26 protein-coding genes are annotated in these 12,973 nt (G+C 54.3%); all 26 read left to right on the top strand.

Features of this window, described 5'->3' with window-relative positions; all coding sequences use genetic code 11:
* Positions 1-10: 10 nt before the first annotated feature.
* Positions 11-1,204 (top strand): elongation factor Tu, encoded by a 1,194-nt coding sequence (gene tuf, locus ACA066_RS26110; RefSeq protein ID WP_007896660.1) that lies wholly within the window; start codon positions 11-13, stop codon positions 1,202-1,204.
* 156 nt (positions 1,205-1,360) lie between these two features.
* Positions 1,361-1,672, top strand: a complete 312-nt coding sequence (rpsJ, locus tag ACA066_RS26105) for a 30S ribosomal protein S10 (RefSeq protein WP_003186070.1) — start codon at positions 1,361-1,363, stop codon at positions 1,670-1,672.
* Positions 1,673-1,752: 80 nt separating this feature from the next.
* The gene (gene rplC / locus ACA066_RS26100; RefSeq protein ID WP_003186059.1) at positions 1,753-2,388 is read left to right on the top strand and encodes a 50S ribosomal protein L3; all 636 of its coding nucleotides are present in this window, start codon (positions 1,753-1,755) and stop codon (positions 2,386-2,388) included.
* Between the two features lie 12 nt (positions 2,389-2,400).
* Positions 2,401-3,003, top strand: a complete 603-nt coding sequence (gene rplD, locus ACA066_RS26095; protein ID WP_007896707.1) for a 50S ribosomal protein L4 — start codon at positions 2,401-2,403, stop codon at positions 3,001-3,003.
* Positions 3,000-3,299 (top strand): 50S ribosomal protein L23, encoded by a 300-nt coding sequence (rplW, locus tag ACA066_RS26090; RefSeq protein ID WP_002555488.1) that lies wholly within the window; start codon positions 3,000-3,002, stop codon positions 3,297-3,299. Before rplD ends, rplW begins: the two co-directional genes overlap by 4 nt.
* 14 nt (positions 3,300-3,313) lie before the next feature.
* Positions 3,314-4,138, top strand: a complete 825-nt coding sequence (gene rplB / locus ACA066_RS26085; protein ID WP_003210080.1) for a 50S ribosomal protein L2 — start codon at positions 3,314-3,316, stop codon at positions 4,136-4,138.
* Between the two features lie 16 nt (positions 4,139-4,154).
* Positions 4,155-4,430, top strand: a complete 276-nt coding sequence (rpsS, locus tag ACA066_RS26080; RefSeq protein ID WP_002555486.1) for a 30S ribosomal protein S19 — start codon at positions 4,155-4,157, stop codon at positions 4,428-4,430.
* An 11-nt stretch (positions 4,431-4,441) separates the two neighbouring features.
* A complete protein-coding gene (gene rplV, locus ACA066_RS26075; protein ID WP_003103908.1) occupies positions 4,442-4,774 on the top strand; it encodes a 50S ribosomal protein L22 in 333 nt (110 codons plus the stop codon).
* A 13-nt stretch (positions 4,775-4,787) separates the two neighbouring features.
* Entirely contained in the window at positions 4,788-5,474 is a 687-nt protein-coding gene (rpsC, locus tag ACA066_RS26070) for a 30S ribosomal protein S3 (RefSeq protein WP_003176422.1), read from the top strand.
* A 12-nt stretch (positions 5,475-5,486) separates the two neighbouring features.
* On the top strand, positions 5,487-5,900 hold the full coding sequence (gene rplP / locus ACA066_RS26065) for a 50S ribosomal protein L16 (protein ID WP_019409905.1): 414 nt from the start codon (positions 5,487-5,489) through the stop codon (positions 5,898-5,900).
* The gene (gene rpmC, locus ACA066_RS26060) at positions 5,900-6,091 is read left to right on the top strand and encodes a 50S ribosomal protein L29 (protein WP_008030901.1); all 192 of its coding nucleotides are present in this window, start codon (positions 5,900-5,902) and stop codon (positions 6,089-6,091) included. The genes rplP and rpmC overlap by 1 nt, the downstream gene beginning before the upstream one ends.
* Positions 6,092-6,093: 2 nt before the next feature.
* Complete coding sequence (gene rpsQ, locus ACA066_RS26055) at positions 6,094-6,360, top strand: 30S ribosomal protein S17 (protein ID WP_003176419.1); 267 nt, start codon at positions 6,094-6,096, stop codon at positions 6,358-6,360.
* A 23-nt stretch (positions 6,361-6,383) separates the two neighbouring features.
* Positions 6,384-6,752 carry a 50S ribosomal protein L14 gene (gene rplN, locus ACA066_RS26050; RefSeq protein ID WP_002555479.1) on the top strand — a complete coding sequence of 123 codons (369 nt, stop codon included), beginning with the start codon at positions 6,384-6,386 and terminating at the stop codon, positions 6,750-6,752.
* Positions 6,753-6,763: 11 nt separating this feature from the next.
* A complete protein-coding gene (gene rplX / locus ACA066_RS26045; protein WP_003176416.1) occupies positions 6,764-7,078 on the top strand; it encodes a 50S ribosomal protein L24 in 315 nt (104 codons plus the stop codon).
* Positions 7,079-7,100: 22 nt separating this feature from the next.
* The gene (rplE, locus tag ACA066_RS26040; protein ID WP_003210069.1) at positions 7,101-7,640 is read left to right on the top strand and encodes a 50S ribosomal protein L5; all 540 of its coding nucleotides are present in this window, start codon (positions 7,101-7,103) and stop codon (positions 7,638-7,640) included.
* Between the two features lie 13 nt (positions 7,641-7,653).
* Positions 7,654-7,959, top strand: a complete 306-nt coding sequence (rpsN, locus tag ACA066_RS26035) for a 30S ribosomal protein S14 (RefSeq protein WP_003176414.1) — start codon at positions 7,654-7,656, stop codon at positions 7,957-7,959.
* Positions 7,960-8,169: 210 nt separating this feature from the next.
* Entirely contained in the window at positions 8,170-8,562 is a 393-nt protein-coding gene (gene rpsH / locus ACA066_RS26030) for a 30S ribosomal protein S8 (protein ID WP_003186040.1), read from the top strand.
* Positions 8,563-8,574: 12 nt separating this feature from the next.
* Positions 8,575-9,108, top strand: coding sequence for a 50S ribosomal protein L6 (gene rplF, locus ACA066_RS26025; protein ID WP_003176412.1), 534 nt, complete (start codon positions 8,575-8,577; stop codon positions 9,106-9,108).
* Between the two features lie 10 nt (positions 9,109-9,118).
* Complete coding sequence (rplR, locus tag ACA066_RS26020; protein WP_003186037.1) at positions 9,119-9,469, top strand: 50S ribosomal protein L18; 351 nt, start codon at positions 9,119-9,121, stop codon at positions 9,467-9,469.
* A gap of 3 nt (positions 9,470-9,472) precedes the next feature.
* The gene (gene rpsE, locus ACA066_RS26015) at positions 9,473-9,973 is read left to right on the top strand and encodes a 30S ribosomal protein S5 (RefSeq protein ID WP_003186035.1); all 501 of its coding nucleotides are present in this window, start codon (positions 9,473-9,475) and stop codon (positions 9,971-9,973) included.
* A gap of 2 nt (positions 9,974-9,975) precedes the next feature.
* Positions 9,976-10,152, top strand: a complete 177-nt coding sequence (rpmD, locus tag ACA066_RS26010; protein WP_003186033.1) for a 50S ribosomal protein L30 — start codon at positions 9,976-9,978, stop codon at positions 10,150-10,152.
* 3 nt (positions 10,153-10,155) lie between these two features.
* The gene (gene rplO, locus ACA066_RS26005) at positions 10,156-10,593 is read left to right on the top strand and encodes a 50S ribosomal protein L15 (RefSeq protein ID WP_007896782.1); all 438 of its coding nucleotides are present in this window, start codon (positions 10,156-10,158) and stop codon (positions 10,591-10,593) included.
* Positions 10,594-11,922 (top strand): preprotein translocase subunit SecY, encoded by a 1,329-nt coding sequence (gene secY / locus ACA066_RS26000; protein ID WP_008073883.1) that lies wholly within the window; start codon positions 10,594-10,596, stop codon positions 11,920-11,922.
* 27 nt (positions 11,923-11,949) lie between these two features.
* Complete coding sequence (rpmJ, locus tag ACA066_RS25995) at positions 11,950-12,066, top strand: 50S ribosomal protein L36 (RefSeq protein WP_002555468.1); 117 nt, start codon at positions 11,950-11,952, stop codon at positions 12,064-12,066.
* Positions 12,067-12,196: 130 nt separating this feature from the next.
* Positions 12,197-12,553, top strand: coding sequence for a 30S ribosomal protein S13 (gene rpsM, locus ACA066_RS25990; RefSeq protein ID WP_003186020.1), 357 nt, complete (start codon positions 12,197-12,199; stop codon positions 12,551-12,553).
* A gap of 30 nt (positions 12,554-12,583) precedes the next feature.
* Entirely contained in the window at positions 12,584-12,973 is a 390-nt protein-coding gene (gene rpsK, locus ACA066_RS25985; protein WP_002555466.1) for a 30S ribosomal protein S11, read from the top strand.

The raw sequence follows: 12,973 nt of genomic DNA, 5'->3' as shown, positions 1-12,973 counted from the left end.
GTTAATTGTCGTGGCTAAAGAAAAATTTGACCGTACCCTCCCGCACGTCAACGTTGGCACCATTGGTCACGTTGACCACGGTAAAACCACGCTGACCGCTGCTCTGACTCGCGTTTGCTCCGAAGTTTTCGGTTCGGCCGTTGTTGCTTTCGACAAGATCGATAGCGCTCCGGAAGAGAAAGCTCGTGGTATCACCATCAACACCGCGCACGTTGAATACAACTCGCTGATCCGTCACTACGCTCACGTTGACTGCCCAGGTCACGCTGACTACGTGAAGAACATGATCACCGGTGCTGCTCAGATGGACGGCGCTATCCTGGTTTGCTCGGCCGCTGATGGTCCGATGCCACAAACCCGTGAGCACATCCTGCTGTCCCGTCAGGTTGGCGTTCCGTACATCGTTGTCTTCCTGAACAAGGCTGACATGGTTGACGACGCTGAGCTGCTGGAACTGGTTGAGATGGAAGTGCGCGATCTGCTGAGCACTTACGACTTCCCAGGTGACGACACTCCGATCATCATCGGTTCGGCTCTGATGGCTCTGAACGGCCAAGACGACAACGAAATGGGCACCACTGCCGTTCGTAAACTGGTTGAGACTCTGGACAGCTACATCCCAGATCCAGTTCGTGTTATCGACAAGCCGTTCCTGATGCCAATCGAAGACGTATTCTCGATCTCCGGTCGCGGTACTGTTGTAACTGGCCGTATCGAGCGCGGTATCGTCAAGGTTCAGGATCCACTGGAAATCGTTGGTCTGCGTGACACTACCGTCACCACCTGCACCGGTGTTGAAATGTTCCGTAAGCTGCTCGACGAAGGTCGTGCTGGCGAGAACTGCGGCGTTCTGCTGCGTGGTACCAAGCGTGACGACGTTGAGCGTGGCCAGGTTCTGGTTAAGCCAGGTTCGGTTAAGCCGCACACCAAGTTCGAAGCTGAAGTCTACGTTCTGAGCAAAGAAGAAGGCGGCCGTCACACTCCGTTCTTCAAAGGCTACCGTCCACAGTTCTACTTCCGTACTACTGACGTGACTGGTAACTGCGAACTGCCAGAAGGCGTTGAAATGGTAATGCCAGGCGACAACATCAAAATGGTTGTCACCCTGATCAAGACCATCGCAATGGAAGACGGTCTGCGTTTCGCTATCCGTGAAGGCGGTCGTACCGTCGGCGCTGGCGTCGTAGCCAAAATCATCGAGTAAGCTCTTTTTGAGTAAGCTTTGATGAGTTGAAAAAGCCCCCGCTTAGCGGGGGCTTTTTTATTGGGTTGACACCTATCTGGGGCGTCTATAGAATTGCGCCTCCTTTTAACGGGCGTATTGCGCCCGGTGGGAATAGCAGCCGGAGTCTGAAATCCAATGCAAAATCAGCAAATCCGTATCAGGTTGAAGGCTTTTGACCATCGCCTGATCGACCAATCCACCCAGGAAATCGTGGAAACCGCGAAACGTACTGGTGCTCAAGTGCGTGGTCCAATTCCACTGCCTACCCGTAAAGAGCGGTTCACCGTTCTGGTCTCCCCGCACGTCAACAAAGACGCGCGTGACCAGTACGAGATCCGTACTCATAAGCGCGTTCTGGACATCGTCCAGCCAACGGATAAAACCGTTGATGCTCTTATGAAGCTTGATCTTGCGGCCGGTGTGGAAGTGCAGATCAGCCTCGGCTAAGACTCGGTCTTAGTCGTGTAACGCTCTGAAATGGGCGGCCATAGCGGGTGAAAGCCCCGTACACTCATGAGGTTTACAACATGACTATTGGTGTAGTCGGTCGTAAATGCGGTATGACCCGTATTTTCACCGAAGAAGGTGTCTCCATTCCGGTCACGGTCATTGAGATCGAGCCGAATCGCGTCACCCAGTTCAAAACTGAAGAGACCGATGGCTATCGTGCAGTGCAAGTCACTGTAGGCGAGCGTCGTGCTTCGCGTGTTACAGCTGCTCAGGCTGGCCACTTCGCTAAAGCGAACGTTGCCGCTGGTCGTACCGTAATGGAATTCCGCCTTGAAGAAGGCGAGTACCAGGCCGGCGATCTGATCAACGCTGAAATCTTCGCCGCTGGTCAACTGGTTGATGTAACCGGTCAGTCCAAAGGTAAAGGCTTCCAGGGTACGATCAAGCGTTGGAACTTCCGCGGGCAAGATAATACCCACGGTAACTCCGTGTCCCACCGCGTTCCAGGCTCTATCGGCCAGTGCCAGACTCCTGGTCGTGTATTCAAGGGCAAAAAAATGTCCGGTCATATGGGCGCTGAGCGCGTGACCGTGCAGTCCCTCGAAGTAGTGCGCGTGGACGCTGAACGCAATCTGTTGTTGGTCAAGGGCGCTGTTCCTGGCGCTACTGGCGGCAACTTGGTTGTACGTCCAGCAGCCAAGGCTCGCGGTTAAGGGGAAGCTGACATGCAATTAAATGTAAATGACGCTCAAGCGATCGAAGTTTCCGAACTGACATTTGGCGGCGAATTCAACGAGACGCTGGTTCACCAAGCAGTCGTGGCCTACATGGCCGGCGGCCGTCAAGGTAGCAAGCAGCAAAAGACCCGTTCCGACGTTCGTGGTGGCGGTAAGCGCCCATGGCGTCAGAAAGGTACTGGCCGTGCTCGTGCCGGTACTATCCGTAGCCCAATCTGGCGTGGCGGCGGTACCACTTTCGCAGCTCGTCCTCAGGATCACACCCAGAAGCTGAACAAGAAGATGTACCGCGCAGCAATGCGTTCCATCCTTGCTGAGCTGGTGCGTACTGATCGTCTGGTTGTGGTTCAGGACTTCGCTGTTGATGCACCGAAGACCAAAGATCTGCTGAACAAACTGACTGGCATGGGTCTGACTGACGTCTTGATCGTGTCTGAAGTAGTTGATCAGAACCTGTACCTGGCTGCTCGCAACCTGCCACACGTTGATGTACGTGACGTGCAAGGTTCCGATCCAGTTAGTCTGATCGCATACGACAAGGTGTTGATCACCGTGTCGGCCGTGAAGAAATTCGAGGAGCTGCTGGGATGAACCAGGAACGCGTATTTAAAGTTCTGCTTGGCCCGCACGTTTCCGAGAAGGCTACGGTTCTGGCTGACAAGAAAGGCCAGTTCGTTTTCAAGGTTGCAACTGACGCAACCAAGCTGGAAATCAAGAAGGCCGTCGAAAGCCTGTTCAGCGTGAAAGTAGAGCGTGTTACTACCCTGAATGTTCTGGGTAAGAGCAAGCGCACTGCTCGCGGTCTGGGCAAGCGTAATGACTGGAAGAAGGCAGTTATCTCCCTTCAGCCAGGCCAAGATCTCGATTTCAGCAGCAGTGCTGAGTAAGGAAGGGGTGCATCATGGCAATCGTTAAATGCAAACCGACTTCCCCTGGCCGCCGTTTTGTGGTCAAGGTGGTCAACCAGGAGCTGCATAAAGGCGCTCCTCACGCACCGCTGCTCGAGAAAAAATCGAAGACTGGTGGTCGTAACAACAATGGTCGTATTACCACTCGTCACATTGGTGGTGGCCATAAGCAGCATTATCGTCTGGTCGATTTCCGTCGCAACGACAAAGATGGCATCGCTGCCACTGTCGAGCGTATCGAATACGATCCAAACCGTACTGCTCACATCGCTCTGCTGCTGTACGCAGATGGCGAGCGTCGCTACATCATCGCCCCTAAAGGCGTGAGTGCTGGTGACCAGCTGATCGCAGGTGCTCTGGCACCGATCAAGCCGGGCAACGCTCTGCAACTGCGTAACATTCCAGTTGGTAGCACCGTACACGGCATCGAATTGAAGCCAGGTAAAGGCGCGCAAATCGCTCGTTCCGCTGGTGCTTCGGCTCAGCTGATCGCTCGTGAAGGTGTCTACGTGACCCTGCGTCTGCGTTCTGGTGAGATGCGTAAAGTGCTGGCTGAATGCCGCGCGACCCTGGGTGAAGTCTCGAACTCCGAGCACAGCCTGCGTTCGCTGGGTAAAGCTGGTGCCAAACGCTGGCGTGGCGTTCGCCCAACCGTTCGTGGTGTTGCCATGAACCCGGTTGACCACCCACATGGTGGTGGTGAAGGTCGTACCTCTGGTGGTCGTCATCCGGTATCGCCATGGGGCTTCCCGACTAAGGGCGCGAAGACTCGTGGTAATAAGCGTACCGACAAAATGATCGTCCGTCGTCGCAAGTAAATAGAGGGATACGACAGTGCCACGTTCTCTGAAAAAAGGTCCTTTTATCGATCTTCACCTACTGAAGAAGATCGAAGTGGCGGCGGAAAAGAACGATCGCAAACCAGTTAAAACCTGGTCGCGCCGTTCGATGATCCTGCCACAAATGGTCGGTCTGACCATCGCAGTACACAACGGTCGTCAACATGTGCCAGTTCTCGTGAACGAAGACATGGTCGGCCACAAACTGGGCGAGTTCGCCGGTACCCGCACATATCGTGGGCACGTGGCTGACAAGAAAGCCAAGCGTTAAGGGGTTAGGAAATGGAAGTAGCCGCTAAGTTGTCGGGCGCTCGAATCTCCGCCCAGAAAGCCCGCTTGGTCGCCGACCAGATCCGCGGGAAGAAGGTGGGCGAAGCGCTCAACTTGTTGGCTTTCAGCAGTAAGAAAGCCGCCGAGATCATGAAGAAAGTGCTGGAGTCGGCCGTAGCCAACGCCGAGCATAACGAAGGCGCAGACGTTGATGACCTTAAAGTCAGCACCGTTTTCGTCAACGAAGGGCGTTCGCTGAAGCGAATCATGCCACGTGCCAAAGGCCGTGCTGATCGCATCGTCAAGCGGTCTTGCCATATCACTGTCAAGGTTGCTGACAAGTAACGGAGTCGAAGAGATGGGTCAGAAAGTACATCCCATTGGCATTCGCCTGGGAATCGTCAAGGAGCACACCTCCGTCTGGTACGCAGACGGTCGGACTTATGCGGACTATTTGTTCGCTGATCTGAAGGTGCGTGAGTATCTCCAAGACAAACTAAAAAGCGCGTCCGTAAGCCGTATCGATATCCATCGTCCGGCCCAAACTGCACGTATCACCATCCACACCGCTCGTCCAGGTATCGTTATCGGGAAGAAAGGTGAAGATGTTGAGAAACTGCGTCAGGACCTGACCAAGCAAATGGGTGTGCCTGTGCACATCAATATCGAAGAAATCCGCAAGCCGGAACTCGACGGTATGTTGGTTGCGCAGAGCGTAGCTCAGCAGCTGGAGCGTCGCGTAATGTTCCGTCGCGCTATGAAGCGCGCTGTACAGAACGCCATGCGCATTGGTGCCAAAGGCATCAAAATCCAAGTGAGCGGTCGTCTCGGCGGTGCTGAAATCGCACGTACTGAATGGTATCGCGAAGGTCGTGTGCCACTGCACACCCTGCGTGCCGACATCGACTATGCCAACTACGAAGCTCACACCACTTATGGTGTGATCGGTGTAAAGGTTTGGATCTTCAAAGGCGAAGTAATTGGTGGTCGCCAAGAAGAGCTGAAACCACAAGCACCAGCGCCTCGTAAAAAAGCTGCTAAGTAAGGGGTACGCCAAATGTTGCAACCAAAGCGTACGAAGTTCCGCAAGCAAATGACTGGTCACAACCGTGGCCTGGCATTGCGCGGTAGCAAAGTCAGCTTCGGCGAGTATGCGCTGAAGTCTGTAGCTCGTGGTCGTCTCACCGCTCGTCAGATCGAGTCAGCGCGTCGTGCACTGACCCGTCACGTTAAACGTGGCGGCAAGATCTGGATCCGTGTATTCCCGGACAAGCCTATTTCCAAAAAGCCACTCGAAGTTCGGATGGGTAAAGGTAAGGGTAACGTGGAGTACTGGGTTGCCCAGATTCAGCCAGGCAAAGTCCTGTATGAAATCGAGGGCGTTTCTGAAGAGCTGGCGCGTGAGGCTTTCGCCCTGGCTGCTGCGAAGCTGCCACTCGCCACCTCCTTTGTTAAACGGACGGTGATGTGATGAAAGCGAATGAACTTCGTGAAAAAGACGCGCCGCAGCTTAACGAGCAACTGCTCGGCCTGCTGCGCGACCAGTTCAATCTGCGGATGCAGAAAGCAACTGGCCAGTTGGGGCAGTCTCACCTGCTCCGGCAAGTTAAGCGTGACATCGCTCGCGTGAAGACTGTGCTCAAACAGCAGGCAGGTAAGTAATCATGGCTGAAGCCGAAAAAACCGTCCGTACGCTGACTGGCCGTGTTGTCAGCGACAAAATGGACAAGACCATCACCGTTCTGATCGAGCGTCGCGTAAAGCACCCGATCTACGGTAAATACGTTAAGCGTTCGACTAAGCTGCACGCGCACGACGAAACCAATCAGTGCCACATCGGCGACAAAGTCACTATTCGTGAAACTCGTCCTTTGGCCAAGACCAAGTCTTGGGCGCTGGTTGATGTTCTCGAACGCGCTGTGGAAGTCTAAGGACTAGGGGTCGGAGAAATTATATGATTCAGACTCAATCCATGCTCGATGTGGCCGATAACAGCGGCGCTCGCCGTGTTATGTGCATCAAGGTGCTGGGTGGCTCCCATCGTCGTTACGCTGGTATCGGTGACATCATCAAAGTTACCGTGAAGGAAGCAATTCCTCGCGGTAAGGTGAAAAAAGGCCAAGTGATGACTGCAGTAGTAGTCCGCACTCGTCACGGCGTTCGCCGTGCAGATGGCTCCATTATCCGCTTTGATGGCAACGCTGCTGTTCTTCTGAACAACAAGCAAGAGCCGATCGGCACCCGTATCTTTGGGCCAGTGACCCGTGAACTTCGTACTGAGAAGTTCATGAAGATCGTCTCGCTCGCCCCAGAAGTGCTGTAAGGAGATCCGACATGCAAAAGATTCGTCGTGACGACGAGATCATCGTGATCGCCGGCAAAGACAAAGGTAAGCGCGGTAAGGTGCTTAAGGTTCTCGCTAACAACCGTTTGGTTATTGGCGGTCTGAACCTGGTTAAGCGTCATACCAAGCCTAACCCGATGTCGGGCGTGCAGGGCGGTATCGTCGAAAAAGAAGCTCCACTGGATGCTTCTAACGTCGCCATTTTCAACGGCGAAACCAACAAGGCTGACCGCGTTGGTTTCAAAGTAGAAGACGGCAAGAAAATTCGTGTCTTCAAGTCGACCCAAAAAGCGGTTGATGCTTGAACACTGCTAGGTAGATGAGACCATGGCACGACTAAAAGAGATTTACCGGAAGGAAATCGCTCCGAAACTTAAGGAAGAACTTAAGCTTTCGAACGTGATGGAAGTTCCGCGCGTTACCAAAATCACCCTGAACATGGGTCTGGGCGAAGCGATCGGCGACAAAAAAGTCATCGAGCACGCTGTTGCTGACCTGGAAAAGATCACCGGCCAGAAAGTCGTTGTGACTTACGCTCGGAAATCCATCGCTGGCTTTAAAGTCCGTGAAGGTTGGCCGATCGGCGTCAAAGTGACCCTGCGCCGTGAGCGTATGTACGAATTCCTGGATCGTCTGCTGTCGATCTCCCTGCCTCGGGTCCGCGACTTCCGCGGCCTGAATGCCAAGTCCTTCGATGGTCGTGGTAACTACAGCATGGGCGTTAAAGAGCAGATCATCTTCCCGGAAATCGACTACGACAAGATCGATGCTCTCCGCGGTCTGGACATTACCCTGACCACCACTGCCAAGAACGATGATGAAGGTCGCGCCCTGTTGCGTGCTTTCAAATTCCCGTTCCGCAACTGATTGGAGTAGGAAAATGGCCAAGATGAGCATGAAAAACCGCGAGCTGAAGCGTCAGCTCACGGTTGCCAAGTACGCCAAAAAGCGTGCAGCACTGAAAGCTATCATCGTTGATCTGAACGCAAGTCCAGAAGCGCGTTGGGAAGCTACAGTAGCTCTGCAGAAGCAGCCACGTGACGCAAGCGCTTCGCGCATGCGTAACCGCTGCCGCCTGACCGGTCGTCCACACGGCGTTTACCGCAAGTTCGGCCTTGGCCGTAACAAACTGCGTGAAGCTGCAATGCGTGGTGACGTACCTGGTCTGGTTAAAGCCAGCTGGTAAGCACTATCAAAGTCTCGGTGTTCGGGATCGTGAGATCCTGACCACCGGTGACCTTGAACTTGAATCAAGCCCCTTTTGGGGCTTGATTCATTTGTGGGGTGTGTCTAGAATACCCGGCTCGCCTGAGCCCGTGCTTTTTTCGCATGGATGTACTCGGCGACACGTAGTAGCCGCAAGGCTAATTTTTTGTGTATTAGGAGCGTCTAGCCCATGAGTATGCAGGACCCGTTAGCGGACATGCTAACTCGAATCCGTAATGCCCAGATGGCTGAAAAGTCCGTCGTAAGCATGCCATCTTCTACTTTGAAGGTAGCTGTTGCCAAAGTCCTGAAGGACGAAGGTTACATTGCGGGTTATCAGATCAGCAGCGAAATCAAGCCACTGCTGTCCATCGAGCTGAAGTACTTCGAAGGCCGTCCGGTCATCGAGGAAGTGAAGCGCGTTAGCCGTCCAGGCCTGCGTCAGTACAAGTCCGTCGATGATCTGCCAAAAGTTCGTGGCGGTCTCGGTGTGTCTATCGTCTCCACCAACAAAGGTGTGATGACGGATCGTGCTGCGCGCGCTGCCGGTGTCGGCGGCGAAGTTCTTTGCACTGTGTTCTAAGGGGGGATAAGCATGTCACGCGTCGCTAAGAACCCCGTTAAGCTGCCAGCCGGTGTCGAAGTCAAATTCGCAGGCCAACAGCTTTCGGTGAAGGGTGCCAAGGGCACTCTCGAACTGAACATCCATTCGTCCGTTGAGATCGTTGAAGAAGCTGGTGAGCTGCGTTTCGCTGCTCGCAATGGCGATCAACAAACTCGCGCAATGGCTGGTACCACTCGTGCGTTGGTAAACAACATGGTCCAAGGCGTAAGCCAAGGCTTCGAGCGCAAGCTCCAGCTGGTCGGTGTTGGTTACAAAGCGCAAGCAAAAGGCACAGTGCTGAACCTGGCTCTTGGCTTCTCGCATCCAGTGGATTATGAACTGCCGGAAGGCATCACCGCTGAGACTCCTAGCCAGACCGATATCCTGATCAAGGGCATCGATAAGCAGCTGGTAGGTCAAGTGGCCGCCGAGATCCGCGACTTCCGTCCACCAGAGCCGTACAAAGGCAAAGGTGTGCGCTACGCGGACGAAGTCGTCCGTCGTAAAGAAGCCAAGAAGAAGTAGGGCATAGCAAATGACCGACAAAAAAGTTACTCGACTGCGTCGCGCTCGCAAAGCACGCCTGAAAATGCACGAACTCGAAGTCGTGCGTCTCTGCGTGTTCCGCTCGTCGCAGCACATCTACGCCCAGGTCATTTCGGCCGACGGCAACAAAGTCCTGGCATCTGCCTCGACTTTGGATAAAGAACTGCGTGATGGCGCCACTGGCAACATCGACGCGGCCACTAAGGTTGGCCAGCTGGTCGCTACGCGTGCTAAAGCCGCTGGCGTCTCGCAGGTGGCTTTCGACCGCTCTGGCTTCAAGTACCACGGCCGCGTCAAGGCGCTGGCTGATGCTGCTCGTGAAGCTGGGCTGGAGTTCTAAGTTATGTCAAATAACGACCAAAAGCGCGACGAAGGCTACATCGAGAAGCTGGTTCAAGTTAACCGCGTAGCCAAAACCGTTAAAGGCGGCCGTATCTTCACTTTCACCGCGTTGACCGTGGTTGGTGATGGTAAAGGGCGCGTTGGCTTCGGCCGTGGCAAGTCGCGTGAAGTGCCTGCTGCGATCCAGAAGGCAATGGAAGCTGCTCGCCGCAACATGATCCAAGTTGATCTGAACGGCACCACTCTGCAGTACGCAATGAAGTCCGCCCATGGCGCTTCGAAGGTGTACATGCAGCCGGCTTCTGAAGGTACCGGTATCATCGCTGGCGGCGCTATGCGTGCTGTTCTCGAAGTTGCTGGCGTTCAGAACGTTCTGGCCAAGTGCTACGGCTCGACTAACCCGGTAAACGTGGTTCACGCCACTTTCAAAGGTTTGAAGGCTATGCAGTCTCCTGAATCCATTGCCGCCAAGCGTGGCAAAAGCGTCAAGGAGATCTTCTGATCATGGCTACCGTTAAAGTTACGCTGATCAAAAGCATGACCGGCCGCATCCCTAACCACAAACTGTGCGTTAAGGGTCTGGGTCTGCGTCGCATCGGTCACACTGTAGAAGTACTTGATACTCCCGAGAATCGCGGGATGATCAACAAGGCTTACTACATGCTGCGTGTCGAGGGTTAATCGATGAAACTCAATGATCTGAGTCCAGCGCCGGGTTCCCGTCGCGAAAAGCATCGTCCGGGCCGTGGTATCGGTAGTGGTTTGGGCAAGACCGGTGGCCGTGGCCACAAAGGTCAGTCCTCCCGCTCCGGTGGCACCATTGCTCCAGGCTTTGAAGGCGGTCAACAGCCGCTGCATCGTCGCCTGCCGAAGTTCGGTTTCGTTTCCCTGAAAGCCATGGATCGCGCAGAAGTGCGTCTGTCCGAGCTGGCTAAAGTGGAAGGCGACATCGTCACCGTGCAGTCCTTGAAAGATGCCAACGTGATCAACGTCAACGTACAGCGTGTGAAAATCATGCTGTCCGGCGAAGTGACTCGCGCTGTTACCATCGGAAAGGGAATCGGCGCCACCAAAGGTGCGCGTGCGGCTATCGAAGCAGCTGGCGGCAAGTTCGAGGAATAAATGGCTAAGCAAGGTGCTCTCTCTGCGCTCGGCAAAGGCGGTATGTCTGAACTCTGGGCTCGTCTGCGTTTTCTGTTCCTGGCGATTATCGTCTACCGAATAGGCGCACACATCCCGGTTCCAGGTATCAATCCGGACCGACTCGCGGACCTGTTTCGACAGAATGAGGGGACCATTCTTAGCTTGTTCAACATGTTTTCCGGTGGCGCGCTTGAGCGGATGAGCATCTTTGCACTGGGGATCATGCCGTACATTTCGGCATCGATCATCATGCAGCTGATGACCGCCGTCAGCCCGCAGCTGGAGCAGTTGAAGAAGGAAGGTGAAGCTGGGCGTCGTAAGATTGCCCAGTACACCCGCTACGGCACTGTCGTCCTCGCTCTCGTTCAGGCAATTGGCATGTCCATTGGTCTGGCGGGGCAGGGCGTTTCGTTCACTGGTGACTTTGGCTTCCATTTCGTTGCGGTATCCACTTTTGTGGCTGGTGCGATGTTCATGATGTGGCTGGGTGAGCAGATTACTGAGCGTGGTGTTGGCAACGGTATCTCGATGTTGATTTTCGCAGGTATCGTCGCCGGTCTTCCGAGGGCGATCGGGCAGTCTTTCGAGTCTGCGCGTCAGGGTGATATCAACATTTTCGCCTTGGTTGCCATCGGTTTGTTGGCAGTAGCGATTATCGGTTTTGTGGTGTTCATTGAGCGTGGCCAGCGTCGTATTGCTGTGCATTACGCCAAGCGTCAGCAGGGCCGCAAGGTCTTTGCTGCGCAGACCAGCCACTTGCCGTTGAAAGTGAACATGGCGGGCGTTATTCCGGCCATTTTCGCGAGCAGCATCTTGCTGTTCCCGGCTTCGTTGGGTACCTGGTTTGGTCAGTCCGAGGGTATGGGCTGGTTGCAGGATATCTCGCAGTCGATCGCTCCTGGTCAGCCGTTGAATATTCTGCTGTTTAGTGCAGGGATTATTTTCTTCTGCTTCTTCTATACGGCGTTGATGTTCAATCCGAAAGACGTAGCGGAAAACCTGAAGAAGTCCGGTGCCTTTATTCCGGGCATCCGTCCAGGTGAGCAGTCTGCGCGCTACATTGATGGCGTTCTGACTCGTTTGACCCTGTTCGGTGCTCTTTACATGACGGCCGTGTGCCTGTTGCCCCAGTTCCTGGTGGTTGCAGCAAACGTTCCGTTCTACCTTGGCGGGACCTCGTTGCTGATCGTCGTCGTGGTTGTGATGGACTTCATGTCCCAAGTACAATCGCACCTCGTTTCGCACCAGTACGAATCCCTGATGAAGAAAGCCAACCTGAAGGGTTACGGCAGCGGCATGTTGCGCTGAGTACCCATAAGGTTCGAGGAGTTGGTGATGAAAGTTCGTGCATCGGTGAAAAAGCTGTGCCGTAACTGCAAGATTATTCGCCGCGAAGGTGTTGTTCGAGTAATTTGCAGCGCGGAACCGCGTCACAAACAGCGCCAAGGCTGAGTGTGATTGTGCTTCAAGCCCGGTAGCTAGTGCGCTACCGGGTTGATTATTTGTTATTACAGCGATATTATCTCGCGCCCTATTTCTTGGCTTCCGGGGCGTAGGTAGCTGTCAATTGGAGTCCCACTGAATGGCCCGTATTGCAGGCGTTAACATTCCAGATAACAAGCATACTGTTATCTCGCTGACCTACATCTATGGTGTTGGTCGCACTACTGCACAGAAAATTTGTGCAGTGACTGGGGTAAACCCAGCCGCAAAGATCAAGGATCTGAGCGACGAGCAGATTGAACAGCTGCGTGGCGAAGTGGCGAAGTTCACCACTGAAGGTGACCTGCGTCGCGAAATCAACATGAAAATCAAGCGTTTGATGGACCTCGGTTGCTATCGCGGTCTGCGTCATCGTCGTGGTCTTCCAGTACGCGGTCAGCGTACCAAGACTAACGCGCGTACCCGTAAAGGTCCGCGTAAGCCGATCCGCAAGTAATCGCCCCAGCGAATCGACAGGAAATTAATCATGGCTAAACCTGCTGCTCGTCCTCGTAAAAAAGTTAAAAAGACAGTGGTTGATGGCATCGCCCACATCCATGCTTCTTTTAACAACACAATCGTGACCATCACCGACCGTCAAGGCAACGCTCTTTCCTGGGCTACCTCCGGTGGTTCGGGTTTCCGCGGTTCCCGCAAGTCCACCCCGTTTGCTGCTCAAGTAGCTGCTGAACGTGCTGGTCAAGCTGCGCTGGAATACGGTCTGAAAAACCTCGACGTTAACGTCAAAGGTCCAGGCCCAGGTCGTGAATCTGCAGTCCGCGCTTTGAACGGCTGTGGCTACAAGATCGCCAGCATCACCGACGTGACGCCAATCCCGCACAACGGGTGCCGTCCGCCGAAGAAGCGCCGCGTGTAA

It is taken from the genome of Pseudomonas sp. LBUM1651, from assembly GCF_059716135.1.
Note: the sequence above shows the minus strand (reverse complement) of the source record. Positions and strands in the feature narration are given on the sequence as shown.

Bases quoted from the DNA above. Each gene is read 5' to 3' on its own strand.
- rplN (WP_002555479.1), top strand. From the start codon at position 6,384: ATGATTCAGACTCAATCCATGCTCGATGTGGCCGATAACAGCGGCGCT.
- rpsJ (WP_003186070.1), top strand. From the start codon at position 1,361: ATGCAAAATCAGCAAATCCGTATCAGGTTGAAGGCTTTTGACCATCGC.
- rplE (WP_003210069.1), top strand. From the start codon at position 7,101: ATGGCACGACTAAAAGAGATTTACCGGAAGGAAATCGCTCCGAAACTT.
- rpmJ (WP_002555468.1), top strand. From the start codon at position 11,950: ATGAAAGTTCGTGCATCGGTGAAAAAGCTGTGCCGTAACTGCAAGATT.
- rpsM (WP_003186020.1), top strand. From the start codon at position 12,197: ATGGCCCGTATTGCAGGCGTTAACATTCCAGATAACAAGCATACTGTT.
- rplF (WP_003176412.1), top strand. From the start codon at position 8,575: ATGTCACGCGTCGCTAAGAACCCCGTTAAGCTGCCAGCCGGTGTCGAA.
- rpsQ (WP_003176419.1), top strand. From the start codon at position 6,094: ATGGCTGAAGCCGAAAAAACCGTCCGTACGCTGACTGGCCGTGTTGTC.
- rpsC (WP_003176422.1), top strand. From the start codon at position 4,788: ATGGGTCAGAAAGTACATCCCATTGGCATTCGCCTGGGAATCGTCAAG.
- rplP (WP_019409905.1), top strand. From the start codon at position 5,487: ATGTTGCAACCAAAGCGTACGAAGTTCCGCAAGCAAATGACTGGTCAC.
- rpsH (WP_003186040.1), top strand. From the start codon at position 8,170: ATGAGTATGCAGGACCCGTTAGCGGACATGCTAACTCGAATCCGTAAT.
- rpmC (WP_008030901.1), top strand. From the start codon at position 5,900: ATGAAAGCGAATGAACTTCGTGAAAAAGACGCGCCGCAGCTTAACGAG.
- rplB (WP_003210080.1), top strand. From the start codon at position 3,314: ATGGCAATCGTTAAATGCAAACCGACTTCCCCTGGCCGCCGTTTTGTG.
- rplO (WP_007896782.1), top strand. From the start codon at position 10,156: ATGAAACTCAATGATCTGAGTCCAGCGCCGGGTTCCCGTCGCGAAAAG.
- rpmD (WP_003186033.1), top strand. From the start codon at position 9,976: ATGGCTACCGTTAAAGTTACGCTGATCAAAAGCATGACCGGCCGCATC.
- rplX (WP_003176416.1), top strand. From the start codon at position 6,764: ATGCAAAAGATTCGTCGTGACGACGAGATCATCGTGATCGCCGGCAAA.
- rplV (WP_003103908.1), top strand. From the start codon at position 4,442: ATGGAAGTAGCCGCTAAGTTGTCGGGCGCTCGAATCTCCGCCCAGAAA.
- rpsN (WP_003176414.1), top strand. From the start codon at position 7,654: ATGGCCAAGATGAGCATGAAAAACCGCGAGCTGAAGCGTCAGCTCACG.
- rpsK (WP_002555466.1), top strand. From the start codon at position 12,584: ATGGCTAAACCTGCTGCTCGTCCTCGTAAAAAAGTTAAAAAGACAGTG.
- rplR (WP_003186037.1), top strand. From the start codon at position 9,119: ATGACCGACAAAAAAGTTACTCGACTGCGTCGCGCTCGCAAAGCACGC.
- rplW (WP_002555488.1), top strand. From the start codon at position 3,000: ATGAACCAGGAACGCGTATTTAAAGTTCTGCTTGGCCCGCACGTTTCC.
- rplD (WP_007896707.1), top strand. From the start codon at position 2,401: ATGCAATTAAATGTAAATGACGCTCAAGCGATCGAAGTTTCCGAACTG.
- secY (WP_008073883.1), top strand. From the start codon at position 10,594: ATGGCTAAGCAAGGTGCTCTCTCTGCGCTCGGCAAAGGCGGTATGTCT.
- rpsE (WP_003186035.1), top strand. From the start codon at position 9,473: ATGTCAAATAACGACCAAAAGCGCGACGAAGGCTACATCGAGAAGCTG.
- rplC (WP_003186059.1), top strand. From the start codon at position 1,753: ATGACTATTGGTGTAGTCGGTCGTAAATGCGGTATGACCCGTATTTTC.